This window comes from Streptomyces sp. NPDC058086 (genome assembly GCF_042885015.1).
In the GTDB taxonomy this organism is placed as follows: domain Bacteria; phylum Actinomycetota; class Actinomycetes; order Streptomycetales; family Streptomycetaceae; genus Streptomyces.
In genome coordinates this window covers 19777-42598 of record NZ_JBHVST010000045.1, presented here as the reverse complement: position 1 = coordinate 42598, position 22822 = coordinate 19777, and the positions used below count along the sequence as shown (strand labels likewise).

At 72.5% G+C, this 22822-nt stretch carries 21 protein-coding genes and 2 pseudogenes; 10 read left to right on the top strand and 13 right to left on the bottom strand.

Features of this window, described 5'->3' with window-relative positions; all coding sequences use genetic code 11:
- Nucleotides 1-107: 107 nt before the first annotated feature.
- A complete protein-coding gene (locus tag ACFVWD_RS30245; RefSeq protein ID WP_389600641.1) occupies nucleotides 108-1799 on the top strand; it encodes a phospholipid carrier-dependent glycosyltransferase in 1692 nt (563 codons plus the stop codon).
- Between the two features lie 10 nt (nucleotides 1800-1809).
- Here ACFVWD_RS30245 and ACFVWD_RS30240 read toward each other — a convergent pair whose 3' ends face one another.
- Nucleotides 1810-2343: a flavoprotein gene (locus ACFVWD_RS30240; protein WP_389600639.1), complete on the bottom strand. Its 534-nt coding sequence runs from the start codon at nucleotides 2341-2343 to the stop codon at nucleotides 1810-1812.
- Nucleotides 2344-2392: 49 nt separating this feature from the next.
- On the bottom strand, nucleotides 2393-2851 hold the full coding sequence (locus ACFVWD_RS30235; protein ID WP_389600637.1) for a nuclear transport factor 2 family protein: 459 nt from the start codon (nucleotides 2849-2851) through the stop codon (nucleotides 2393-2395).
- A 123-nt stretch (nucleotides 2852-2974) separates the two neighbouring features.
- Between ACFVWD_RS30235 and ACFVWD_RS30230 the strand changes: the two genes are divergently transcribed.
- A complete protein-coding gene (locus tag ACFVWD_RS30230) occupies nucleotides 2975-3556 on the top strand; it encodes a TetR/AcrR family transcriptional regulator (RefSeq protein ID WP_389600635.1) in 582 nt (193 codons plus the stop codon).
- Nucleotides 3557-3675: 119 nt separating this feature from the next.
- Here ACFVWD_RS30230 and ACFVWD_RS30225 read toward each other — a convergent pair whose 3' ends face one another.
- Nucleotides 3676-3870 carry a ferredoxin gene (locus ACFVWD_RS30225; protein WP_054234301.1) on the bottom strand — a complete coding sequence of 65 codons (195 nt, stop codon included), beginning with the start codon at nucleotides 3868-3870 and terminating at the stop codon, nucleotides 3676-3678.
- 19 nt (nucleotides 3871-3889) lie between these two features.
- Nucleotides 3890-5077, bottom strand: a complete 1188-nt coding sequence (locus ACFVWD_RS30220; protein WP_389600633.1) for a cytochrome P450 — start codon at nucleotides 5075-5077, stop codon at nucleotides 3890-3892.
- A 405-nt stretch (nucleotides 5078-5482) separates the two neighbouring features.
- Here ACFVWD_RS30220 and ACFVWD_RS30215 point away from each other — a divergent pair, with 405 nt between their 5' ends.
- On the top strand, nucleotides 5483-6112 hold the full coding sequence (locus tag ACFVWD_RS30215) for a LysE family transporter (RefSeq protein WP_389600631.1): 630 nt from the start codon (nucleotides 5483-5485) through the stop codon (nucleotides 6110-6112).
- Nucleotides 6113-6219: 107 nt separating this feature from the next.
- Nucleotides 6220-6663 carry a nitroreductase family deazaflavin-dependent oxidoreductase gene (locus ACFVWD_RS30210; RefSeq protein ID WP_389600629.1) on the top strand — a complete coding sequence of 148 codons (444 nt, stop codon included), beginning with the start codon at nucleotides 6220-6222 and terminating at the stop codon, nucleotides 6661-6663.
- Between the two features lie 66 nt (nucleotides 6664-6729).
- Here the strand turns inward: ACFVWD_RS30210 and ACFVWD_RS30205 are convergent.
- Nucleotides 6730-7176 (bottom strand): annotated as a pseudogene (locus ACFVWD_RS30205) (cation transporter); the annotation flags it as partial.
- A 150-nt stretch (nucleotides 7177-7326) separates the two neighbouring features.
- Between ACFVWD_RS30205 and ACFVWD_RS30200 the strand changes: the two are divergent.
- Nucleotides 7327-7644, top strand: coding sequence for a DUF4235 domain-containing protein (locus tag ACFVWD_RS30200; RefSeq protein WP_389600628.1), 318 nt, complete (start codon nucleotides 7327-7329; stop codon nucleotides 7642-7644).
- A 44-nt stretch (nucleotides 7645-7688) separates the two neighbouring features.
- Here the strand turns inward: ACFVWD_RS30200 and ACFVWD_RS30195 are convergent, their stop codons facing one another.
- From ACFVWD_RS30195 to ACFVWD_RS30185, 3 genes are all read right to left on the bottom strand, one after another.
- Complete coding sequence (locus ACFVWD_RS30195) at nucleotides 7689-8081, bottom strand: VOC family protein (protein WP_168498961.1); 393 nt, start codon at nucleotides 8079-8081, stop codon at nucleotides 7689-7691.
- Nucleotides 8082-8157: 76 nt separating this feature from the next.
- Nucleotides 8158-8619: a pyridoxamine 5'-phosphate oxidase family protein gene (locus tag ACFVWD_RS30190; RefSeq protein WP_389600626.1), complete on the bottom strand. Its 462-nt coding sequence runs from the start codon at nucleotides 8617-8619 to the stop codon at nucleotides 8158-8160.
- Nucleotides 8616-9374 carry a TetR/AcrR family transcriptional regulator gene (locus ACFVWD_RS30185; protein ID WP_389600699.1) on the bottom strand — a complete coding sequence of 253 codons (759 nt, stop codon included), beginning with the start codon at nucleotides 9372-9374 and terminating at the stop codon, nucleotides 8616-8618. The genes ACFVWD_RS30190 and ACFVWD_RS30185 overlap by 4 nt, the downstream gene beginning before the upstream one ends.
- A 182-nt stretch (nucleotides 9375-9556) precedes the next feature.
- Between ACFVWD_RS30185 and ACFVWD_RS30180 the strand changes: the two genes are divergently transcribed.
- Together ACFVWD_RS30180 and ACFVWD_RS30175 are read left to right on the top strand one after the other, a co-directional pair.
- Entirely contained in the window at nucleotides 9557-11050 is a 1494-nt protein-coding gene (locus ACFVWD_RS30180) for an APC family permease (RefSeq protein WP_389600624.1), read from the top strand.
- Nucleotides 11051-11072: 22 nt separating this feature from the next.
- Nucleotides 11073-12731 (top strand): amidohydrolase, encoded by a 1659-nt coding sequence (locus ACFVWD_RS30175; protein WP_389600622.1) that lies wholly within the window; start codon nucleotides 11073-11075, stop codon nucleotides 12729-12731.
- A gap of 85 nt (nucleotides 12732-12816) precedes the next feature.
- Here the strand turns inward: ACFVWD_RS30175 and ACFVWD_RS30170 are convergent.
- The 4 genes and pseudogenes from ACFVWD_RS30170 to ACFVWD_RS30155 form a co-directional block, all read right to left on the bottom strand.
- Nucleotides 12817-13800, bottom strand: a pseudogene (locus ACFVWD_RS30170) (cytochrome P450); the annotation flags it as partial.
- Nucleotides 13773-14570: a phosphopantetheine-binding protein gene (locus tag ACFVWD_RS30165; RefSeq protein ID WP_389600620.1), complete on the bottom strand. Its 798-nt coding sequence runs from the start codon at nucleotides 14568-14570 to the stop codon at nucleotides 13773-13775. The gene ACFVWD_RS30165 and the pseudogene ACFVWD_RS30170, both read right to left, overlap by 28 nt.
- Nucleotides 14571-14630: 60 nt before the next feature.
- A complete protein-coding gene (locus ACFVWD_RS30160) occupies nucleotides 14631-17465 on the bottom strand; it encodes a beta-ketoacyl synthase N-terminal-like domain-containing protein (protein ID WP_389600619.1) in 2835 nt (944 codons plus the stop codon).
- Complete coding sequence (locus ACFVWD_RS30155; RefSeq protein WP_389600617.1) at nucleotides 17462-19183, bottom strand: fatty acyl-AMP ligase; 1722 nt, start codon at nucleotides 19181-19183, stop codon at nucleotides 17462-17464. The genes ACFVWD_RS30160 and ACFVWD_RS30155 overlap by 4 nt, the downstream gene beginning before the upstream one ends.
- A gap of 344 nt (nucleotides 19184-19527) precedes the next feature.
- Between ACFVWD_RS30155 and ACFVWD_RS30150 the strand changes: the two genes are divergently transcribed.
- The 3 genes from ACFVWD_RS30150 to ACFVWD_RS30140 all read left to right on the top strand — a co-directional run bounded on the left by ACFVWD_RS30150 (nucleotide 19528) and on the right by ACFVWD_RS30140 (nucleotide 21912).
- Nucleotides 19528-20838 (top strand): PucR family transcriptional regulator, encoded by a 1311-nt coding sequence (locus ACFVWD_RS30150; protein WP_389600615.1) that lies wholly within the window; start codon nucleotides 19528-19530, stop codon nucleotides 20836-20838.
- A gap of 160 nt (nucleotides 20839-20998) precedes the next feature.
- Nucleotides 20999-21361, top strand: a complete 363-nt coding sequence (locus ACFVWD_RS30145; protein ID WP_101403984.1) for a DUF1304 domain-containing protein — start codon at nucleotides 20999-21001, stop codon at nucleotides 21359-21361.
- Nucleotides 21358-21912: a TetR/AcrR family transcriptional regulator gene (locus ACFVWD_RS30140; RefSeq protein ID WP_389600613.1), complete on the top strand. Its 555-nt coding sequence runs from the start codon at nucleotides 21358-21360 to the stop codon at nucleotides 21910-21912. The genes ACFVWD_RS30145 and ACFVWD_RS30140 overlap by 4 nt, the downstream gene beginning before the upstream one ends.
- 4 nt (nucleotides 21913-21916) lie before the next feature.
- Here ACFVWD_RS30140 and ACFVWD_RS30135 read toward each other — a convergent pair whose 3' ends face one another.
- Nucleotides 21917-22768: a hypothetical protein gene (locus ACFVWD_RS30135; protein ID WP_389600611.1), complete on the bottom strand. Its 852-nt coding sequence runs from the start codon at nucleotides 22766-22768 to the stop codon at nucleotides 21917-21919.
- Nucleotides 22769-22822 lie beyond the last annotated feature (54 nt).

Genomic DNA, 22822 nt, shown 5'->3' with positions numbered 1-22822 from the left:
TGCCCCGGGCCGGGAGAGGTCAGCGTGCATACTCGCAGCGAAGCCGGGTGGTTTCCGGATGAGCGGGTACGCACGGAGCGGACGTATCAAAGGGCATGTCGACATCCATGGCCAGCAGGCAGGGCGACCGCCTGCCCACGAGCACCGCCAGACCGCCGGGCCGGTTCGATCGGCTCCGGCGGCACCGGCGGTGGCTGCTCGCGCTGGCGGTGGTCGCCCTGCTGGCCCAGATGGCGGTCGCGATGGTCACGGCGGCCGCGCAGCAGACGCCGACGATCGACGAGCCGGTGTACGTGGGCACGGCGGAGACCTATGTGCGGGAACACAGCCTGCGCTTCAACCCCGAGCATCCGCCGCTGGGCAAGCTCATCATCGCGACCGGACTGCTGTTCGCCCATCCGCATCTGGACGGGCATTTCACGGGCGATCAGACGGCGCTCGGACGGCGGTTGCTGTACGAGTCGGGCAACGATCCCTGGCGGGTGATGCTGTGGGCGCGGCTGCCGGTGATCGTGCTGACGCTGCTGTTCGGTCTGGTCGTCCTCGCGTTCGCCCGTGAACTCGTCGGCGCCGTGGGCGGGTTGGTGGCGCTCGCGCTGTACGCCTTCTCGCCCGACGTCATCACCAACGGCTCGCTCGCCACACTCGACGTACCGGCGGCCGGATTCCTGCTGACGTCGGTGTGGCTGGCGTGGCGGGCCCGGCGCCGGCGACCCCTGCTCCACCTCGCCCTCGCGGGGGCGGCCCTCGGCGCGGCGCTCGCCACCAAGATGAGCACCCTGCCGGCGGTGCCGGTGCTGCTGCTCCTGGTGTTCCTCTCCTACTGGCAGGCACACCGCACGCCCGGCCTGGGCCTGCGCGCGCAGCCGCGGCTCGTCGGCCTGGGGATGGCGGTGGCGGCCGGTACGGTGCTGGTGGCGCTCGCCGTCGTGTGGGCGACCTACCTGGTCGTCGACCCGCAGCTGCGCTGGGCGGCTCCCGCGAACCTCCCTGCCGTGCACGGTCTGCGCGGGCTCGTCATCGACTGGCTGCCGGTGCCTCGGCCGTACCGCGACGGGATGCGGATCCAGTTCGGCTTCGAGAACGACGTGTGGACCGGCTTCCTGTTCGGACGGGTCTACCACGGCTCGCTCTGGTACTACCTGCCGGCCGCGCTGCTGGTGAAGACACCGCTCGGCATGATCGCGCTCTGGCTCATGGGCCTCGCCGTGATGACGGCCGTACCCCGGCTGCGTCCCGCCGCCCCGTACGTCCTGCTCCCCCCGGCCGTCCTGCTGGCGGTGGCCATGACCGGGTCCCGGGACCTCGGCGTCAGATACGCCCTCTTCGTCCCGGTGTTCCTGGCGGTGGCGGCGGCCGGGGTCGTGGCCCTGCGCCGACGCTGGGCCCACCTCGTCACGGCGGCGCTGGTCGGCTTCGTCGCGATCAGTTCGCTGCGCGCGTTCCCGTACTACCTGCCGTACTCCAACGAGGCGTTCGGCGGACCCTCGCAAACCCGTCTGCGGCTGCACGACTCGAACGTCGACTGGGGGCAGGACCTGGGCCGCCTGGCCGACCGTCTGGCCGGGCGGTATCCGGGCGAGCGGGTCTGGCTGGTCTACAAGGGCAGTGGTGTGCCCTCGTACTACGGGATCGAGGCGGCCGATCCGCGCAAGGTGCCCCCGAGCGAGGTGCACGGACTGCTCGCCGTGTCGGACACCGCCGTCGCGAAGGCCGACGGCCGTCTGGCTGCGCTGCTCGACGGCGCCACGCCCATCGACGACGTCGGCCATTCGATCACGATCTACCGTCGCCCCTGACCCCCGGGCGTCACACGCGAGAAGCGAGCAGGTCCAGGGCCCGGCCCCAGGGGAACTCCGCGCGCAGGCCGTCCTGCCCCGGCTCCCCGGAGTAGCGGTCGCCGAACCGGACACCCATCCCGCGCAGCCGCTCGACGCTCCCCCGGTACGCGGGGTGTGCCGCCAGCGCGTCGCTCACACAAGGCAGTACGGCGATCGGGACGCCGAGGCCGTACGCCTCGTTCAGCGTGCCGAGCGCGAGCGTGTCGGATATCCCGGCCGCCCACTTGTTGACGGTGTTGAAGGTGGCCGGGGCGACGGCCACCGCGTCGGGGGCCGGGAAGGGGCGCGGGTCGCCCGGGGCCCGCCAGGCGGACCTGATCGGGCGACCGGTCTGCGCCTCGACCGCCGACGCGTCGAAGAAACCGAGCCCCTGCGGGGTGGCGATGACGCCGACCTCCCAGCTCCGTTCCTGTGCCTCGGTGATCAGTTTGCTGACGTCCTGTGCGATACCGGCCGCGCACACGACGACGTAGAGGAAGGGCTGTTCGGCGTGTTCGGTCACGTGGGAACCCTAGTGAACATGTGGGATCGCCGGCGGACACGCGGGGTGCCTAGTGGACCGGGAAGGAGTCCCCGCGTTCGGCTTCCGGCCGCGGGCCGAAGATGCGGCGCTCGTGCTCCTCGATCCGTACGTCGTTGATGCTGGCCTCGCGCCGGGTCATCAGCCCGTGCTCGTCGAACTCCCACAGCTCGTTGCCGTACGACCGCCACCACTGCCCGTCGGCGTCGCGCGACTCGTACTGGAAGCGGACGGCGATGCGGTTGCCGTCGAAGGCCCACAGGTCCTTGCGCAGGGCGTACTCGCGTTCGCGCGCCCACTTGGCGGTGAGGAGTTCGACGATCTCGGCGCGGCCGGTGACGAAGGTGTCGCGGTTGCGCCAGACCGAGTCCTCGGAGTAGGCGAGGGCGACCTTGTGGGGATCACGGGTGTTCCAGGCGTCCTCGGCGGCCTGGACCTTCTGGGCCGCGGTCTCAGGGGTGAAGGGCGGGAGGGGCGGTCGGTCGTTCATGGGGGTGTCCTTTCAGATACACGCGCATCTGGTCCACGCGCATCACATAAGTGGAGAACGGGCGTTCTCCCATTCGCCTGCTAACGTAGAGAACGTTGGTTCTCGCGTCAAGGAGCAGCCCGTATGGACAGCACAGCCGCCCGCGAACAGGCCCTCGCCGTTGCCCGCGAACAGGCGTTGGACGCCGCTGAGGAGCTCTTCTACGCCCGCGGTATCCAGACCGTCGGCATGGACGACATCCGCGGCGCCTCGGGGGTCTCCCTCAAGCGGCTCTACCAGCTGTTCCCGGCGAAGGAGCTCCTGGTCGAGGCGTATCTCGAGCGGCGCGACGTGCGCTGGCGGCAGCGGCTGGCCGAGCACGTCGAGGGGTACGAGGAGCCCGGACGGCGGATCCTGGCGGTGTTCGACTGGCTGGGGCAGTGGTTCTCCGAGCCCGACTTCCGTGGGTGCGCCTGGATCAACTCCTACGGCGAACTCGGCGCGACCTCGCCACCCGTGGTCGCGCAGGTCCGCGCCCACAAGGGGGCGTTCAAGGACTACCTGGGCGGCCTCGTGACCGCCGCGGGGCTCCCCGGCGCCCTCACCGACCAGCTGTTCCTGCTGGCCGAAGGCGCCATGGTCACCGCGGGCATCACACGGAGCACGGCGCCGGCCGAAGAAGCGGGCGGGGCGGCACGGGTGCTCATCGAGGCCCAGCGGCGATAGGACCGGCGCCCGGCGGGGACGGCCGACGCGAGCCGGCCGTCCCCGTCGAGTGGTCCTCAGCGCTCGCCGAGTCGTTCTCGGGTCTCGCCGAGTAGTTCTCGGGTCTCGTCGAGTGGTCCTCAGCTCTCGGAGACGGTGATGGCGCCCACCGGGCAGGCCCGCGCGGCCTCCCGGACCAGCGGGTCGCCGCCGCCGTCCTCACGGCCGGGCAACAGCGCGCTGAAGCCGTCGTCGTCCTGGGTGAAGACGTTCGGCGCGGTCAGCGCGCACTGTCCCGCGCCGATGCAGACGTCCTTGTCGATGGCGATCTCGATACTCATGGCCGCCAGCCTCTTACCAGGTCACGGGGAGTTCCAGCATCCCCTGGATCGTGTCTCCCGCTTTGAAGGGGATCTCGTCCGCCGGCACGGCCAGACGCAGTCCGGGCAACCGGTCGAAGAGCGACAGCAGGGCGATCTCCATCTCGGCGCGGGCGAGGTTCTGGCCGAGGCACTGGTGGATGCCGAAGCCGAACGCGACGTGATGACGGGCCGAACGGTGCCAGTCCAGGGCGTCGGGCTCGGGGAAGGTGCCCGCGTCACGGTTGATGACGGAGGTCGAGAAGACCACGCCCTCGTCGGCGCGGATCGTCGCCCCGGCCACCTCGATGTCCTCGGTGGCCACCCGCAGCAGCCCGTCGGCGATGGACAGGAAGCGCAGCAGTTCCTCCACTGCGGCGGGCATGAGCGTCGGCTCGGCGCGCAGTTCCGCCAGCTGCTCGGGGTGGTGCAGCAGGGTGAACGTACCGAGCGAGATCATGTTCGCGGTCGTCTCGTGCCCGGCGACCAGCAGGATCGTCGCCAGACTGATCAGCTCCTCGCGGTCCACCGTCCCCTCGCGCAGCTGTTCGTGGATGAGCTCGTCGAGGAGCCCGTCCCCCGGGTCCTTCCACTTGCGGTCGATCAGCGCCCCGAAGTAGGCCTCCAGCTGGTCGCGCGCGTCCTGGGTGTCCGCGGCGGCCGGGCCGCGCAGCAGCCTGCGGGACTGCTCCTCGAAGAAGTCGTGGTCGGCGTACGGCACGCCGAGCAGCGCGCAGATCACCATCGAGGGCACCGGCAGCGCGAAGGCACTGACCAGTTCGGTGGGCGGTCCCTGCCGCTCCACGGCGTCCAGCAGCCGGTCGACGGTCTCCTGGATGCGCGGACGCAGGGCCGCGGTCCGTTTCAGGGTGAAGCTCGGAACGAGCATGCGGCGCTGGGTGTGGTGGGCGGGATCGTCGAGCCCTAGCAGCGCGACCCGCCGGTTTCGGGACTGGGCGAACCGCTCCGTGGGCATCGGGAACGCCGGGCGGGTGCGGTCGGAGGAGAGCCGGGGATCGGTGAGCAGTTCTCGGGCGGTGCCGTGACCGGTGACGACCCACACGTTGCGCCCGTCGAACAGGGAGACGCGCGACAGGGGGTGCGCCTCGCGCAGGGCGTCGTAGGCGGTGGGCGGGTGGTAGGGACACGTACGGTCCTGGGGGAAGGCAACGGGTTCTGTCATGAGTGACCTCGCAAGCGATGGTTCCCTCTTGCCGATCTTCATTAGATGCCCCAGGCACCTATAGGAGCCACGCAAAGTTCGGCCAGATGCCCCGGACGGACCATCTGGCCGAACGCCGTCGCCGGTCGGGGCGGCCGCCGGGCTCCCACGGGCCTCGGTCGCCGCCCGGGTGCCGTACGTACGGCGCGAGTGTGGCTCGATCCAACCGCTACCTCCACGGTACACACCCGCCTTTGGTGGCTCGGTGACGTCCTCGCGCAATTCGCTTGCACGGGCGGCTCGAGGGCCTCAGGATCTGCCCATGCCCACGATCGAAGCCCTCCTGCCGCCGACCTCCACCGCCGCTCGTCCGGTGCGGGTCCAGCAGCAGCCCGGCCGTCCGCGGAGGCCCTCGCTTCCCCGGTCATGACCGCCGCGCTCGTCGCGGGGCTTCTCGCGGGCTATGGCATCGCCATCCCCGTCGGAGCGGTCGCGACCTATCTCGTCTCCCTCACCGCGCGTACCTCCCTGAGAACCGGCGGGTGCGCCGCCCTGGGCGTCGCGACCGCCGACGGGCTGTACGCCCTGATCGCCGCCCTCGGGGGCGCCGCGCTCGCCGCCGCGCTGCAACCGGTGCTCGTGCCGTTGCGCTGGGCCTCCGGTCTGGTACTGCTCGCGCTGGCCGTACGGGGCGCGGTCGGCGCGTTGCGCCAGTACCGCGAACAGCGGCTCGCGGCCCGGTCCGTACGGGACCCGGTGCGCCCGGCGCGGGCGTACCTGACCCTGCTCGGGATCACCCTCCTCAACCCCACCACCGTGATCTACTTCGCCGCCCTGGTCCTCGGCAGCCGGACGGCCGAGGCGGTGCGTCCCCTGGAGCAGGGGGTGTTCGTGCTCGCCGCGTTCTTCGCGTCCGCCAGCTGGCAACTCCTGCTCGCCGGTGGCGGCGCGCTGCTGGGCCGGGCGCTGACGGGACGCCGGGGGCGGCTGGTCACTGCGCTCGCGTCGAGTGCCGTGATCATGGTGCTGGCGGTACGGATGCTCGTCGCACCATGAGGAGTGGAGCTCGCGCGTCTGCGGGCCGGGTGCGGATGATTCGCGTCCGCGCTGGTGTTGAATCGTGCCGAGACAGGATCAGCACGAGCGACGATGGGACGGAAGTCATGCCTCTTGAGGGTGAGTACGAACCCAGCCCGACGCAGTGGGTGCGCGACCAGGTGGAGTTGTACGAGGGCTCCGGCGGCACCAAGGGAACCACGCTGCTGGACACGGGACTGCCGGTCATCATTCTCACGACCCTGGGTGCCAGGAGCGGCAAGATCCGCAAGACCCCGCTGATGCGGGTCGAGCACGACGGACGTTACGCGGTGGTCGCCTCGCAGGGCGGCGCCCCCAAGCATCCGGTCTGGTATTTCAACGTGCAGTCCGATCCGCACGTGGAGCTCCAGGACGGCCCCGAGCGCCAGGACATGACCGCGCGTGAGGTCAGGGGCGAGGAGAAGGCCCAGTGGTGGGAGCGCGCGGTCGCCGCGTACCCCCCTTACGCCGACTACCAGAAGAAGACGGACCGCGAGATCCCCGTCTTCGTGCTGGAGCCGACGGACTGACCGACCCGGACCGAAATTCCTTGGATATCGGTGCGCATGATCCGTCGCGCGCCGGGCACCCGTGCCTCAGGCCCCGCCGTGCTCCCCCGTCGCGGCGGGGCTTTCCGCTGCCACGTTCCCGCGCGCCGCGGCCCGTTCCGCACGCGCGTGGGTGACGTCCAGGAAGATCTGGTCGGCCTCCAGCAGGGCCCGGATCCGACGGCTCGCCTCCTCGTCGGCGGCCCGCCCGATGAGCTGTTCGCGCGCGTCCCGGCCGAGCCAGTGGGCGACGCACACGAGGAGCGCCCCGATGGCGAGTGAGGCGCAGGCCTCCCACACGACCTGGCCGGTGACCATGTGCTGCACCATGCCGGTGATCGCGAGCATGACACCGATCACGGCGGTGCCGTCCTCGGCGACCACCGTACGCAGGGCAGGGTCGCGCATCCGGTCCGCGCCGCCGCCCTGCCGGCGCACCTGGTGCGGCGCCCGGAGCAGGGAAAGGTCGGCGCCCAGGACGACCAGCACGGTGACGCGCTTCCTGCGGTCCGACTTGCTGGGTTTCCGGTTCGCCTCGGCCGGTTTCCCCGGCGTGGCTGCCTCACACTTCGGCGTACGCCCACGCCCTCTACCCGGCGCCCGGATTCGGTGACACCGTCGGCCTCGACCAAGAAGGAGGACCAGGTGTCCAAGAAGGCGTCCAAGAAGCCGAAGAAACTCAAACTCCCCCTCCCCTACAAGCCCCTCGGCTTCGCGCTGGGCTGGGCGAGCGGCGCCCTGGCCGGGATCGCCTTCCGGGCGACGTGGAAGGCGATCCGCCACGAGGAGGACGCGCCCGACGCCCTGGACAAGGACCGCGGCTGGGGCGAGGTGTTGCTCGCCGCGGCCCTTCAGGGGGCTTTGTTCGCGGTGGCACGCAGCGCCGCGGACCGTACGGGCGCGAAGGCCGTCGAACGCTCGACGGGGGTCTGGCCGTCCTCGGACGAGAGCGGCCGGGACTGAGGACCGGCGACCCGCGCGAGACCGGCCCGGCGCGGGTCGGGCGGTCAGCCCTGTTTGGGTGTGGTCTGCGGCAGGAGGCGCAGGGTGAAGGAGTGTCCGGACGGGTCGGCGTAGCCGCGTTCCTCGAACGGGCTCGCCGGGTCGTTGGTCTCGATCGGGCGCCCGCCCAGGCCGACGATCCGGCGTTCCATCTCGTCCAGGTCCGTCACCTGGAAGTCCAGGTGCACCTGGAGGGAGTTCTCGGGACGCGGCCAACTGGGCGGCGTCGCCATCACATCGCGGCGGAACGCCATCCGGATGCCGTCGGCGCCCCTGATCTCCACCCGGTTCGCGGTCGCGTCCGTCTCCTCGGCCTCGATCAGCTCCCTGTAGAAGGCGGCGAGCTTCTCGGGCTCGGCGCAGTCCAGCACCACGACGCCTGCGGTGACCAGTGCCATCTGTCCTCCGTACGGGTTCCGGGCGCGGGCGGCGGCCGGCCGCCCGCTGTGTTCCCGGTTACCCCGTAGGGCGAATTCAGTCCGCCACGAGCCACTCCCCGTCGCGCATGAGGTCGCGCCCGGCGAGTTCGTCGGCCTCGCGCCAGGCCTGCACGCGCCGCGGGGCGATACGGAAGTAGAGGTAGGCCGTGGTGAGTCCGCGTGGGTCGAAGCCGGTCTTCTCGGCGAAGGCGTCGCCGACTCCGTCCGGCAGCGCGGCGGGTTCCAGCGCCTCGGCGGTTCCCTCGACGAGCACCACGTCGCGGGTCGGGCCGATACCCAGGCGCACCTTGCCGGTCGCGCGCAGGTTGCGGCCGGTCGGACTGGCGGCCGGGGTGGCGAGCAGCAGGGTGGTGCCGTCCCAGAGGAAGGACAGCGGGATCAGGTACGGCGTCTCCCCGGCGCCGTCGGCCGTGGACACCCAGCAGTCGACGTCGTTCTCCAGCCGGTGGAGGGTGTCGTGTTTGCGTTGCTTCGGGGAGCGGGCGGGCGGGTTCATGGGCGGGCGGTCTCCTGATCTTCTACTCGGGCGCGGGAAGGATCGGCGTGACCGGCGACCTCTTCGAGGCAGGCCGCCGCCGCGGTCAGCAGCATGTCCAGCGCCGCCGGATAGGCGCTGCGGCGCATGTCCACCAGCAGGTGGCGGGCGGTCGCCGCGATGTGCGGGTGTGTGTCGGCGGGCAGCCGGGCGTACGTCGCCCGCCACACGCCGGCCTCCGCGTCGCGCGCGGCACGCGGAAGCGCCAGGCTCGCCGCGTCGAGGGCGGCGAAGGCCAGGGACTGGTCGACGAAGGCATGGTAGATGCGCACCGCGTCCGGGTCCGGGAAACCGGCTCCGCGCAGCACGCCGAGGATGGTTTCGACGGCCTCGATCTCGTGGACCCGGCCGGTGACGCGGTAGGAGCTGAGCACCGCGGCCTGCGGATGCGACAGCGCCCCGGCGTGCATCCGCAGGCCGAGATCCCGCAGGTCGGCGCGCCAGTCGCCGGTGGGGCGCCAGGTGCGCAGGGTGCGGCCGATGAGTTCGTCGGCGATGGCGAGGAGCAGGTCGTCGGTGTCGCGGAAGTACCGGTACAGGGCGGTCGGGTCGGCGCCGAGGGCGAGGCCGAGGCGGCGGACGGTGAGGGCGTCGGCGCCGTGCTCCTTGAGCAGCCGCAGCGCGGTCTCGACGATCAGCTCCTCGGAGAGCACGACTCCGGTCTTGGTGGGGCGCCTGCGCCGCCGGGCGGCGGGCGGGACGACCCGGTCGTTCATGGACGTCATGGACTCTCCCTCCGGTGTCGCACAGGCTCTGCCTCCGGTGCCGCACGGCACGGGCTCTGCGCCTCCGGTGCGGGCACCTTATGTCAACGGCGTTGACCTGTTAAGGCCTCGGGCAGTTTCATTTCCGGTCATCGGGCCGGAATCAGGCCCCCTGGGTGCGATCGGAGCAGGCCATGACGCAGCAGCCCTACGGTGAGGACCCCCCGTCCCTGCGCAAGTCGCTCGGCGTCGTGGACGGCGTCGCCATCGCCGCCTCCAGCACGGCGGCGACCACCAGCATCGGCATCGGGCTGGGGGTGACGGCCGGCGTGGTCGGGCTGCATCTGCCCGCCATCATGCTGCTGGCCTTCCTGCCGATCCTCGGGATCGCGGGTGCCTACAGCCGGCTGAACCGGGTCGAGCCGAACGCGGGCAACGGCTATGTGTGGGTGGGGCGTTCACTCACCCCCTGGCTCGGCTTCCTCGTCGGCTGGGTGAACATCGTGGCCACGGTGGCGTTCCTCGCGTACACCACGGCCGTGACCGGCTCGGCGATGCTCCAACTGGCGGGTGAGGCCGGGCTGCACAGGGTGGCGGGGCTGGTGCTGGATCCGGGTTCCACCGCCCAGACGACCGCGGTGGGCATCGTGGTCCTCGTCGCCGTCACCCTCACCGCGGTCACCGGGGTCAAGACCGCGGCCCGGCTGCAGAGCGGGCTGCTCGTCTTCGAGTACGTCGTGCTGCTGGGCTTCTGCGGCTACGGCATCGTCACCGGTCCGCACCCGTTCCGGCTCAGCTGGTTCGACCCGTTCGCGATTCCCTCGGCGTCGGCGCTGGCACAGGGGCTGCTGCTGTCGGTGTTCTGCTACTGGGGCTTCGAGGCGGCGTTCACCGTGAACGAGGAGGTGCGTGACCCGCGCGACGCCTCACGGGCCGGGCTCATCACACTGGTCACCATGCTGGGGCTGTTCCTCCTCGGCTCGGTCGCCTTCCAACGCGTGTTGTCCGAGCAGGAGTTGGCCGGGCACGGCGCGCAAGGGCTGGCGTTCTTCGGAGACCGGCTCGCCTCCCAGCCGCTGGCCGCGCTGCCCCTGGTGGCCCTGATGTTCTCGGCTGTCGCCTCGCTGCAGGCCGGGGTGATCCCGACGGCTCGCGGGATGTTCGCGATGAGCCGGGACCGTACGCTCGGACCGGTGTGGTCCAAGGTCAGCGCGCGGTACGGGACTCCGGCGACCGGAACGCTGCTGATCGGCGCGCTGGCGACGGCGGTCGCCGCCCTCGCCCTGGTGATTCCCCGTCTCGCCGACATGATCATGGCGACGGTGAACGCGGTCGGGATCGTGGTCGCGCTGTCCTACGCGCTCACCGCCCTAGCGGCCGCCGCCCGCTTCCGGGGCCTGCTGCGGGAGGACTGGCGACAGGGGATACGGGCCGTGGTCCTGCCCTCCTTGAGCGCGGCGGCCCTGCTCACGCTCGGCGGCTATCTCGCCTGGTCCTTCTACACCTCCACCGACCACTTCGAAGTCAGCGCGGACAACGGCTGGTTCCTTCTGCTCACCCCCGCCCTGATGATCGCCTCCGGTTTCCTGGCCGCCGCGTGGGCGAAGTGGGTCCGCAAGTCCCCCTACTTCCGTACGGGACACGGCACCGACGCCGACGCGCCCCAATTGCTGGCCACATCCAACTGAATCCAACCAGGGAAAGAAGCACATGCACGCCGATCTCCTCTTCACCGGCGGCCCGGTCCTCACCCCCGAGGGCCACGAAGGTCCCGGGGGTCCCGAAGGCCGCGGCGCGACAGCCGTCGCCGTCACCGGCGACCGGATCACCGCCGTCGGAAACTCCGAGGTCCACGACCTGATCGGCCCGAGGACGGAGGTGGTCGACCTGGCTGGACGACTGCTCCTGCCGGGCTTCCAGGACGCCCACGTCCACCCGGTCCCGGCGGGGCTGGAGCTCAGTCAGTGCGACCTCACGGGGGCGAAGACCGCCGAGGAGACCCTCGCCGCCGTACGGGCCTACGCCGACGCGCACCCGGAACGGGAGTGGATCACGGGCGGCGGCTGGTCCATGGAGGCCTTCGCCGGCGGTACGCCGACCAAGGAACTGCTGGACGCGGTCGTACCGGACCGGCCGGTGTACCTGCCGAACCGGGATCACCACGGCGCCTGGGTCAACAGCCGCGCCCTGGAGCTCGCGGGCGTCACCCGGGACACGCCCGACCCGGCCGACGGACGGTTCGAGCGGGACGCCTCGGGCGAGCCGAACGGGATGCTCCAGGAAGGGGCCATGCAGTACGTCGGCCGGCACACCCCCCAGGCCACCGCCGCGGACCGGCTCGCCGCGCTGCTGCACGCCCAGCGGGAGCTGCACGCGCTCGGCATCACCGCCTGGCAGGACGCGCTGGTCGGCGCGTTCGTGGGGATGGACGACCCGTCGGACGCCTATCTGACGGCGGCCCGCGACGGTTCGCTGACCGCACGTGTCGTCGGCGCGCTGTGGTGGGACCGGGAGCGCGGGGCCGAGCAGATATCCGAACTCGCCGAACGGCGGGCCGCGTTGAGCCACGGCCGGTTCCGCGCCACCAGCGTCAAGCTGATGCTGGACGGGGTCGCCGAGAACGGCACGGCCGCGCTGCTCGACCCCTATCTGGACCGGTGCGGCTGCGCCACCGCCAATCGAGGGAAGAGTTTCATCGATCCGGCTCAACTGCCGTCATATGTCACCGAGTTGGACGCGCTCGGCTTCCAGTGTCACTTCCACGCGCTGGGCGACCGGGCCGTGCGCGACGCACTGGACGCCGTGGAGGCGGCGCGGAGGGCCAACGGGCGAAGCGACACGCGTCCACACCTAGCCCATCTCCAGGTGGTGCACCCCGACGACGTACCCCGCTTCGCGCGTCTCGGTGCCACGGCCAACATCCAGCCCCTGTGGGCCGCGCACGAACCGCAGATGGACGAGCTGACCCTGCCCTTCCTCGGGCCCGAACGGGCCTCCTGGCAGTACCCGTTCGGGGCGCTGCTGCGGTCCGGGGCGAGGCTCGCCGGGGGCAGCGACTGGCCGGTCAGCAGCGCCGACCCGCTCCAGGGCATCCATGTCGCGGTCAACCGGGTGGCTCCGGACGGGACCGGGCCGGTGTTCCTGCCCGCCGAGCGCATCGACCTGACGGCTGCCCTCATGGCGTACACGGCCGGATCGGCGTACGCCAACCATCTCGACGAGACCGGGAGCATACGGGCCGGGGCGCTGGCCGATCTCGTGGTGCTGGACCGCGACCCGTACGCCGGTCCGCCGGAGGAGATCGCGTCCGCGAAGGTCGCCCTGACCTATGTGGGGGGTGAGCGCGTCCACACGGCGCCGGGGGCCTGACTCCCCTTGCGGCAGGCCGTTCTCCGCCCCGGCCGGGATGCCGGCCGGGGCGGAGAGGGATCGGTCGGACGTTCGCGGTTCGTGCCGCGAACTCGACCGGCAGGGCGTCGAGTCGGGTCTCCCAGGTGGAGGCGGTCGAGGTGAGCGCGTCGGCCGGCACCGCGAGGCGCAGGTCCGGCAGCCGGTGCAGCAGGACGTCCACGGCCGTCTCGATTACGGCGTGGCCGATGTTCTGCCCCGGGCACTCGTGCGCGCCGCCGCTGAACGCGAGGTGCGACTGGTTGCCCTGCACGCAGACGCCGGGGTCGGGCCGGATCTCCGGATCGAGGTTGCCCGCGCCGAGCCCGAGCACCAGCAGGTCGCCCTCCTTGACGGGGTGGCCGGCGAGTTCGAGGTCACCGGCGGCGAAACGCCCCGGGAGGACGGCGAGCGGTGGGGCGTTCCACATCACTTCCCCGACCACGGCGGAGATGTCGAGTTGTCCGCTCACCAGGCCCGCGAGCCACGAGGTGCCGGTGAGGACCAACTCAAGCACCCGGGCCGGCAGATTACTGGTCGTGGTGTGCGCGATGATCAGTACCAGGCGCAGATGGCTGAGGATCTCCTCCTCGTCCAGGTCCGCGGGGTGTCCGATCAGCCCGGTGGTGAAGTCGGGGCCGGGCTCGGCGCGCTTGCGCTCGGCGAGTTCCGCGAGGATCCGCAGGATCCGGTCGTCGTGGGCGAGGGCTTCCTCGCCGCCCTTGACAACCTGGGCGCAGGACTCGGCCAGATTGCGCCCCTCGTCCGCCGGGAGCCCGAACAGCCTGGTCAGGACCAGCATCGGAAGGTACTCGGCGTAGTCGGCCACCAGGTCGGCGCTGCCCGCGTCGGCGCTGCCCGCGTCGGCGAACGCGTCGATCCGCCGGTGCGCGAAGTGCGTGACATGGCGCCGGATGCCGCGCCCCGAGACGGTCCCCAGGTTGTCGGTGACGGCGCCGCGCAGCCTGCGGTGCGGCTCGCCGTCCTGGGACGCGCAGTCGGGACGCCGACCCAGCATCGGGATCAGCGGTGAGGTGGCGTCGACTCGCCCAATGACACGGACTCGCCGAGCACTTTCAGCACGAGGTCGATCCGCGCGCGCGGTCGTCCAGGGCGGCGAGTTCGTCGTACGGCAGGACGAACAGGCTGCCGTGGGTGCGTTCCACATGGGCGGCGAAGTCCTCGAAGCGGCGGCGCGCCACGTCGGCTCGGGTGAGACCAGGTGGGGCGGGCAGCGGCAGCACCGAGTCGAGCAGGACGAGAGCGGAGACGGTGCCGTACGGGGATCAGCCGCGCCGCCTCCTGCGCGAGGACACCGCCGTACGACCAACCACCCACGATCCAGGGGCTGCTGGGGAGAGCGCGACGAATCCACCGCGCGAACTCCGCCGCCCGTCCCGGCACGTCGTCGGGGTCCTCCTGCCGGTCGAACCCGTACAACGGGCGCTGTCCGCCGAGGCGTTCGGCCGGCCGGGTGTAGACGGCGGAGGAGCCCCCGGCGGCATGGGCGAGTAACAGCGGGGTGCCGGTGGCGGAGAGGACGCGCAGGGACAACGGATCGGCGGGGTGCCGCGCCGGTTCCCGGGGCGGGCTCGACGGGGGTGTCTCGCCCGCGCCCAGCAGGTCGGCCACCGCCCGCAGTGCCCCCTGTCTCAGCAGCGTCCCTGGCTCGACCACGACGCCGAACTCCCGCTCCACCACGCCCCTGATCCGCGCGGCCGTCAGCGAGTCGAGGCCGAGGTCGGTCAGCGGCACATCGGGGTCGATCCGGTCGGGGCCGTACCCCATGACTCCCGCGACACAGCGGCGAAGTCGCTCCATGGGGCCCTCGTCCGGCGCCGCTGGCACGGCCGTGGCCCGCGCGGTCGCTGGTGCGGGCGCCTAACCGAACCAGAATCGGCGGTGCTGCCAGCGCGGTGACGGTACGTCCACGATCCGCCCGTCGAACCGTTCGCGCAGCCCGTCGACCCGGACGCCGTGCACGAGAAGCGTGGCGAGCGAGGTACGGAAGGTCAGAGCGTCGTCGGTGTTCCGTCGCAGGGTCGGGACGACGAGGGAACCCTCGGGAAGGGTGTCGGTCAGCGGGTGCGACTGCGTGGCGTGCGGGGCGACTTCGACGAAGACGCGGTGCCCGTCCTCGGCGGCCGCACGCACGGCGTGCAGGAACCGGACGGGCCGACGCAGGTTGGCCACCCAGTACGCGGTGTCACAGGCGGCGGTGTCCCGGGGGTCGTCGAGCACGGTGGAGTAGCGGCGGCAGCAGGGGTCCGTCGACTGCACCACACCCAGTTCCGCCGCGAACTCGCACAGCAGCGGCTCGACTTCGGGTGAGTGCCCGGCGCCCGACATGTCCAGGAACCGCGCGAACCCGCCGTCCGCCCGCACCCTGGCCACCAGCTCCGCCACCTCCGCCGCGGATCCCGTCACCACACTCTGCACCGGCGAGGCGTGCACGGCGACCCGGACGGTGGGCAGGTCCCGGGCCGGCGTCCGCAGGTCGCCCTCGGCGCGGTCGACCACCGCCATCGCGCCGCCCGTCAGTCCCGCGAGGAGCCGGGACCGTGCGGCCACGATCCGGGCACCCGCGACGGAGTCGATCGCGCCCGAGACGACGGCCGCGGCGATCTCCCCGAGGGAGTGGCCGATCACGGCGGCCGGTTGCAGACCGTAGGAGGACCACAGTTCGGCGAGGGCGAGCTGAATGCCGTACAGGACGGGCATGGCGACGGCGGGCGAGGACAGATCCGCGTCGGGCCGCAGGCTCGCGCTCAGGGAGACGCCCGCATGCCAGCGCAGCAGGGGTTCGAGGCGCTCCACGGCGTCGGCGAACACCGGTTCCGCGGTGAGCAGTCGGCGTCCCATGCCGGGCCACTGGGAGCCATAGCCGGAGAACACCCACACGGGTCCGGGGCCGTCGGGTGTGCCCTCGCCGGTGACCAGGTGCGGGGACGATCCGCCCGCAGCCAGACGTCGCAGGGCGTGCACGGTCTGGGACCGGTCCCGGGTCACGACGGCCGCGCGGTGGCGGCCGCGTCCCGTGCGGCCCGCGAGGGTGCGGGCGAGGTCGCTGTCGCGCACGCGGGGCGCGGTGTGGAGCCAGTCGGCGAGCTCACCGGCGTACGAGCGGACCCGCTCCCCGGTCGGGCCGTCGAGCAGCAGCAGCGCGGGGCGCTCCCCCGGGCTCTGGGGCCGGGCGCTCGCACGGTGTTCGGTGAGGACGACATGCGCGTTGGTGCCGCCGAATCCGAAGGCGGAGACGCCCGCGGTGGCCGTCCCGGAGTAGCGCGGCCAGGGTTCGGCGGAGGTGACGACGCGCAGGCCGAGTGCGTCGAGGTCGGCGTGCGGGCCGGGGCGGGTGAAGTGCAACTGGGCTGGGATCTCGCCGTGGTGGAGGGCCAGGACGGTCTTGATCAGGCCGGCGATTCCGGCGGCGGCCTCCAGGTGTCCGAGGTTGGTCTTGGCCGAGCCGATGAGCAGGGGCCGGTCCGGGTCGCGCCCCGCGCCGAACACCGCGCCGAGGGCGCTCGCCTCGATCGGGTCGCCGAGGGCGGTTCCGGTGCCGTGCGCCTCGACGTGGTCCACGGTGGCGGGATCGCGGTGCGCCTCGGCGAGCAGCGCGTGCTGGGCCTCGCCGTTGGGTGCCGTCAGGCCGTTGGAGCGGCCGTCGGAGTTGACCGCCGTCGAGGTGATGACGGCGAGAACACGGTCGCCGTCGCGCTCCGCGTCCGTCAGCCGTTTCAGTACGACGACTCCGCAGCCCTCGCCGCGGACGACCCCGTCGGCGGCGGCGTCGAAGGCCTTGCAGCGGCCGTCCGGCGCGAGCGCGCCCGCCCGCTGGAGGCCGAGTGTGACGGCGGGCGTCAGCAGCAGGTTCACCCCGGCGGCGAGCGCGGCGTCGCACTCCCCCGTCAGCAGGCTCCGTACCGCGTGGTGGACCGCGACCAGCGAGGAGGAGCAGGCGGTGTCGATGGCCAGGCTCGGGCCGCGCAGGTCCAGGGTGTAGGACAGCCGGCCCGCCGCGACGCCCGACGCGGCTCCCGTGGCCGTCCAGGCGTCGGGGTCGGCGGCCGTGAGGTGCGCGTACTCATTGCCGCTGATGCCGACGAACACCCCGGTGCGGGTGCCGGCGAGTTCCCCCGCGGGCAGGGCGGCGTGGTCGAGGGCGTCCCGGGTGACCTCCAGGAGCATGCGGTGCTGGGGGTCCATGGCGGCGGCCTCGTGGGCGCCGATGCCGAAGAACTCCGCGTCGAAGCCCGCGATGTCGTCGAGGAAGGCGCCGTGCCGCGTGACGTCCGCGGGCGGGGCGGGTTCCCAGCGGCCGGCGGGGACGGTGCCGACCGCGTCCCGGCCCTCGGTGAGAAGTCGCCAGTACGCGTCCGGGGTGTCGGCGCCGCCGGGGAAGCGGCAGCCGAGGCCGACGACGGCGACGGGTGGGGCGGTCGGTCTCGGATCCCGCGCGTCGGGCGCGACCTCGGGCCGGGGTCTGGTCAGCCGATCGACCAGCGCGTCGATCGTGCCCGTCTCCCACAACAGCGTGTCGGGCAGCCGCCGTCCGGTCAGGTCGCCGAGGAGTGAGGTCAGCGCCACCGCGTCCCGGGAGGTGAGGCCCAGTTCGGCCAGCGGGCGGTCGTCGGCGATCTCGCGCGGATCCAGCGCGTACCAGGCGCGCAGCCGCCCGACGATCACCCCGCGGATCTCCGTACGCGTGGGGCTCACCGGGGCTCGAACCCGCCGTCGAGGAAGCGGGCCCGGCAGGCCGCTCGGGCCACCTTGCCACTGCTGGTGCGGGGCACGGAGCCGGGCGGGACGAGCAGCAGCGCGGCGAGCCGCAGCCCATGGCGGGCGGAGACCGCGGCGCGTACGTCGCGTTCTCCCGCGCGGGTCTCTTCCTCGGTGGGGTCGATCTCGCGGGGGTGCTCGGCGACCACGACGAGTTCCTCACCCGTGTCGTCGGCGCGGGTCACGCCGAAGGCGGCCAGCCGGTCGCGGCGGACGAGGTCCACGGCGCTCTGGACGGTCTCCTCGACGTCCTGGGGATAGTGGTTGCGTCCGTCCACGATGATCACGTCCTTGAGGCGGCCGGTGACCAGCAGCCGTCCGTCGTGCAGGGCGCCGTAGTCGCCCGTGCGCAGCCAGCCCTCGGGGTCACGCAGGGTCCGATCGGCGCGCTTCCAGTAGCCGCGCCCGATGTTGGGCCCGCGCAGCTCGATCTCGCCGACCCGCCCCTCAGGCAGCGTGGCGCCCTCGGCGTCGACGATGCGCACCTCCTGGCCGACGGGCGCGCCGCAGGACACGAGCACGGCCGCCGTGTCCGCCGGGTCCTGTGCGCTCTCGATCCGCCCCTCGGCGAGCGCGCCCGCGTCGCACGCCACCGTCGTGGGCTCCGCCGTGGGCACGTCCGCCGCCACGAACACGGTGGCCTCGGCGAGTCCGTACGCGGGACAGTGCGCCGCCGGGTCGAGGCCCGCGGGTGCGAAGGCGGCACGGAAGCGGTCGATGGTGCCCGGCCGCACCGGCTCGCTGCCGTTGATCAGGGCGCGTACGCGGTCGAGGCGCAGCTCTTCGGCCACCGCGGGGTCGGTGCGGGCCACGCAGTAGTCGTACGCGAAGTTGGGGGCGGCGCTGATCGTGCCGTCGTACGCGCCCAGCAGGCGCAGCCAGCGCGCGGGGTTCTCCAGGAAGGCCACCGGGTCCATCAGGACGGAGGGGAAGCCGCCGACGACGGGCGCGGCCACGCTGAGGACCAGGCCCATGTCGTGGAAGAGGGGCAGCCAGCCGACGGTCGTGGTGGCGCCGGGGTCGTCGAGGTCGCCCGCGAAGGCGTCGATGGCCTGGCGGGCGTTGGCGACGACGTTGGCGTGGCTGATCATCACACCGGCGGGGTCCCGGGTGGAGCCCGAGGTGTACTGGAGATAGGCGATGTCCTCGGGGACCGGCGCGGACTCGACCTCGTCGAAGGCGAAGCGCTGGAGGGGGAGCCGGTCGACGGGGACGACCGGTACGGCGGGCAGCGCGTGGTCCAGGACAAAGGCGTCGACCGCGGTGACGGTGGTCGAGTCGGTGAGCAGGCAGCCGGGTTCGCAGTCGGCGAGGACGGCCGCCAGTCCGCCCGCGTGACCGGGGAGCCGGGGGCTGAAGAGCGGTACGGCGATCACGCGTGCGTAGAGGCAGCCGAGGAAGGCCGCCACGTAGTCGAGTCCTTGGGGCATGACCAGGGCGGCCCGGTCGCCGGGTGCGGCGAGGGTCACCAGCCGGTCGGCGACGGCGCGGGCGCGGGCGTCCAGGGCCCGCCAGCCGAGCGTGCGGTGCTGTCCCGGGGACGCGGCGTCGGGGAAGTCGACGTGACTGAAGGCCCGTTGCTGCGGGCGGAGGCGGGCCCAGTGCCGCAGGTGGTCCGTCAGTGGGGCATCGGCGGGCGGCCGGGCGGGGGTCATGGGTCGGCTCCAACTCGTGGGGGCGGTGGGGCTGTTGTCCGGTGGGGTGATCGAGCAGGGGACGGGCCCAGCGTCCGCCGAGGGGTGCCGGTCGGGTTAGACGACGCGTTGACAGTTCGTCACCCGTCTTCTGTCAGTGGGCTGACAAAGACCGGTCCTCGATTCGGCGCCCGGGGCGAAGTCACGGGGCTCCGGGCCGTCGGCCGTCCGCGCCACCGAGTCCCCGTTGTCGCCAAGTGACAATCCACACACCCACGTCTGTCCGCCGTTGATGGGGCGCGGCTCCTTACTTGCCGGTATCGTCTCCGAACCCCCGCCCGCGCCCGCAGAAGGGAGCCGCAGCGATGACCGGATTCCGCGCCTCGGAGAGCGAGGACGCGGGTCGCAGGGCGGTCGACGCGACGGACGGCGCTGTGGCAGACGCCGCGGCGGACGCGGCAGACGCCCAGGAGACCGGCGACGAGCCCAACGGCCCCTTCAAGGCGATCCCTTCGGGCCTGCACCACCATCTCAGACCGTTCTTCACCGACATCAGGGAAGAGGTCGTACGGGCGATCAAGACCGAGATCCCGGAGTACGCGCGCCCGACGGACGACACGTACATGCAGGTCGTGCAGCGGGGTGTCGAGCACGCTCTGCAGGGGTTCCTGGAGCGGATGGCGCAGCCGGACACCGACTGGGAGCCGGTGAAGGAGACCTACCGGCGCATCGGGCGGGGCGAGGCGGACGAGGGGCGCAGTCTCGACTCGTTCCAGTCCGCGCTGCGGCTCGGCGCGCGGGTGACGTGGCGTCGGATCAACGCGCTGGTCGACGCCGAACTGCTGCCGCGCAATGTGCTGGCCGCGTTCGGCGAGGCGCTGTTCCTGCACCTGGACGAGATGGCCGCCGCGACGACCGCGGGCTACACGGAGGCACGGCTGCACCGGGCGGGCGAGTTGCAGCAGCGGCGGGCCCGGCTCCTCGATCTGCTCACCGCCGATCCGCCGGCGTCGGCCGAGGCGATCAGCGAGCTCGCGCACACCGCGGGATGGCCGGTGCCGCGGGCGCTGGCGGTGGTCGCGATCGACCGCGGGCCGCGGCCCGCGGCGGCGGCCCGGCCCATCGTGCCGCCGGAGTTCCTCACCCGGTTCGACGTCCAGCCGGCGATCCTCGTCGTGCCGGATCCGGAGGGGCCGGGGCGGGCGCGGGCGGTCTCCGGGGCGCTGCACGGGTTACGTACGGCGATGGGGCCGACGGTGGCGCTGCACGAGGGCGCCCGGTCGCTGCGCTGGGCGACCGAGGCGCTGGAGCTGGTGCGGCGGGGAATCCTGCCCGACACGGAGATGGTGCACTGCCAGGAGCACCTGGCCACTCTCCTGCTTTTCCGTGACGAGGCGTTGGTGGACGCGATGGCCGAACGCCGGCTGAGCCCGCTGGACCGGATCCGCTCGCCTCAGCGGGAGCGGCTCGCCGAGACGCTGCTGACCTGGCTGCAGAGCGGCCACAACGCGAGTGAGGTGGCGGTGCGGCTCGCCGTGCACCCGCAGACGGTGCGCTATCGGATGCGGCAGCTGGACGAGTTGTTCGGCGAGCGGCTCCACGATCCGACGGCCCAGTTCGAGATGCAGCTCGCGCTGCGGGCGCTGACGTTGCGGCGGGCCGCCGGAGCCCGGTGACGGTCACGCTCTGCGGAGTGCGCGGTGGGCGCCGTACGGAGGTGCAACCTGAGGCGCCCCCTCACTTCTTGGACAGTCGTCCAGCTATAGTGGACACCTGTCCAGGAAACATCTGTCCAGGGACGCCATGGACAACCGCTTACGAGGGAGCTTGCTGACGATGGAGACGGTCGCGAACGTGCTGGTGGGCCTGGTGGCCGCGCTGCACGCGTACATACTCGTGATGGAGATGTTCCTGTGGGAGAAGAAGCCGGGGCGCGGCCTGCACGGCTTCGACCCGGAGATGGCCCGGGCAACCGCGCCGATGGCCGCCAACCAGGGGCTCTACAACGGGTTTCTCGCGGCGGGTCTGGTGTGGGGGCTGATCGCCGCCGATCCGACCGGGTTCCGCGTCCAGGTCTTCTTCCTGGTGTGTGTCGTGGTCGCCGGGGTGTACGGGGCGGTCACCGCCAACCGCCGCATCCTCTTCGCGCAGGCCCTGCCCGGCGCGCTCGCCCTGGCCGCCGTCCTGCTCGCGCGGTGACGCCCGAGGACCCGCGGGCCGCCCGCACCCGCGAGAAGCTGCGCCGGGCGCTCCTCGCGGAGTGCGCCGAGCATCCGCTGGAGGAGGTCGGCGTCGCCGCGCTGGTGCGGCGAGCCGGGGTCGGCCGGGCCACCTTCTACGTGCACTACGCCGACCTGGAGGCACTGGCCGTCGACGCCTGCGCCGATGTCGTACGGGAGGCCGTGGAGGCGCTGCACGCGTGGCGCGGGCGGCCCGACCCGGTGTCCGCGCCGCCGGCCCTGCTCGCGTTCTTCGCCGACCTCGCCCCGCACGCCGGCCTCTACCGCGCACTGCTCAGCCCGGGCGGGGGCGGCCCGCTCGGGCACGTCCTCCATCGCGACCTGCGCGCCCGCAGCCTGGCCGAGCGCACCCTCGCGGGCGCCGCGGACGCCCCGCTGGTGGCCTCCGCGGTCGCCGCCACGTTCGCGGGGGTCCTCGCCGACTGGCTGCACGGACTGCTGGAGGGCACCCCGGAGGCAGTCGCCGACCAGGTCTGGCAGTTGCTGGTCGCCCTGCACATGAGCCGCTGAAGTCTCACCGGCAGGCCACCTGCTCCTTCGTGGCGGGCCATGCCTCCACCCCGTGGTTCGTGCGTACGTACGCCGTGGCCTTGTCGTCCGTCAGCCAGAGCGCCCAGTCATGGAAGCGGTATCCGGTGTCGTGCGCGACTGCGGGCATACGGACCTCCCCCTTGTACGCCGCGGTGAGCAGGTCGCTCCCGAGCACCCCGTGCGGATCGCGGGCGTATTGCCTGACGTCCTTGCGCCCGCCCAACGCGAGGAAGTGGACGCTCTCCCAGTCGCAGTGCTCCGGCCCCGTCGAGCTGCTCACCGTCGTGGTGGGCAGGCGACGGCCGTCCCGGTCGGTCCAGATCTCGAACCTGTTGTCCGTAAAACTCGCGGGGAGTTCGGCCGGGTCGCAGGAGGCGTTGGTCTCCGGGCCCCAACCGGGGCGGTGCGGCTGGTCCTTGGCGACGACAACGGCGATCTTGGTCCTGCCGTCGACGTCGTACGAGAACAGGACGCGGTCCGCCGCCCTGCGCTCCACCCGGTAGCCGTGATCGGGCAGTTCGGGCTGGTCCATGTCGAAGTACGCGTTCAGGCCCTCCTCCGGCGTCGAGCTGCCGTCACGCTCGGCCCACCCGTCGCCCCCACCGCCCGAGTAGATCGCGCCGTCGCACTCCAACGCCCGGCCGGCCGCGCCCGAGCTCTCCTCGAATTCTCGGGCACTGCCGTCTGCGCTCTCCCTGAACGGCAGGTCCAGCCGCCCGGCGTACGGCGTTGCCGGGGGCGTACCGGTCACGACGAGGTCCTCGCGCACCCCGTCGTCGCACCCCACCGCCGCCAGTCCCACCAGCGCCACCGCCGCCATGATCCCTCTGCGCATCCCCGCCCCCTGTTCGACGAACGCCCGCTGTCCCTCCTCCGACGCACGAGGGAC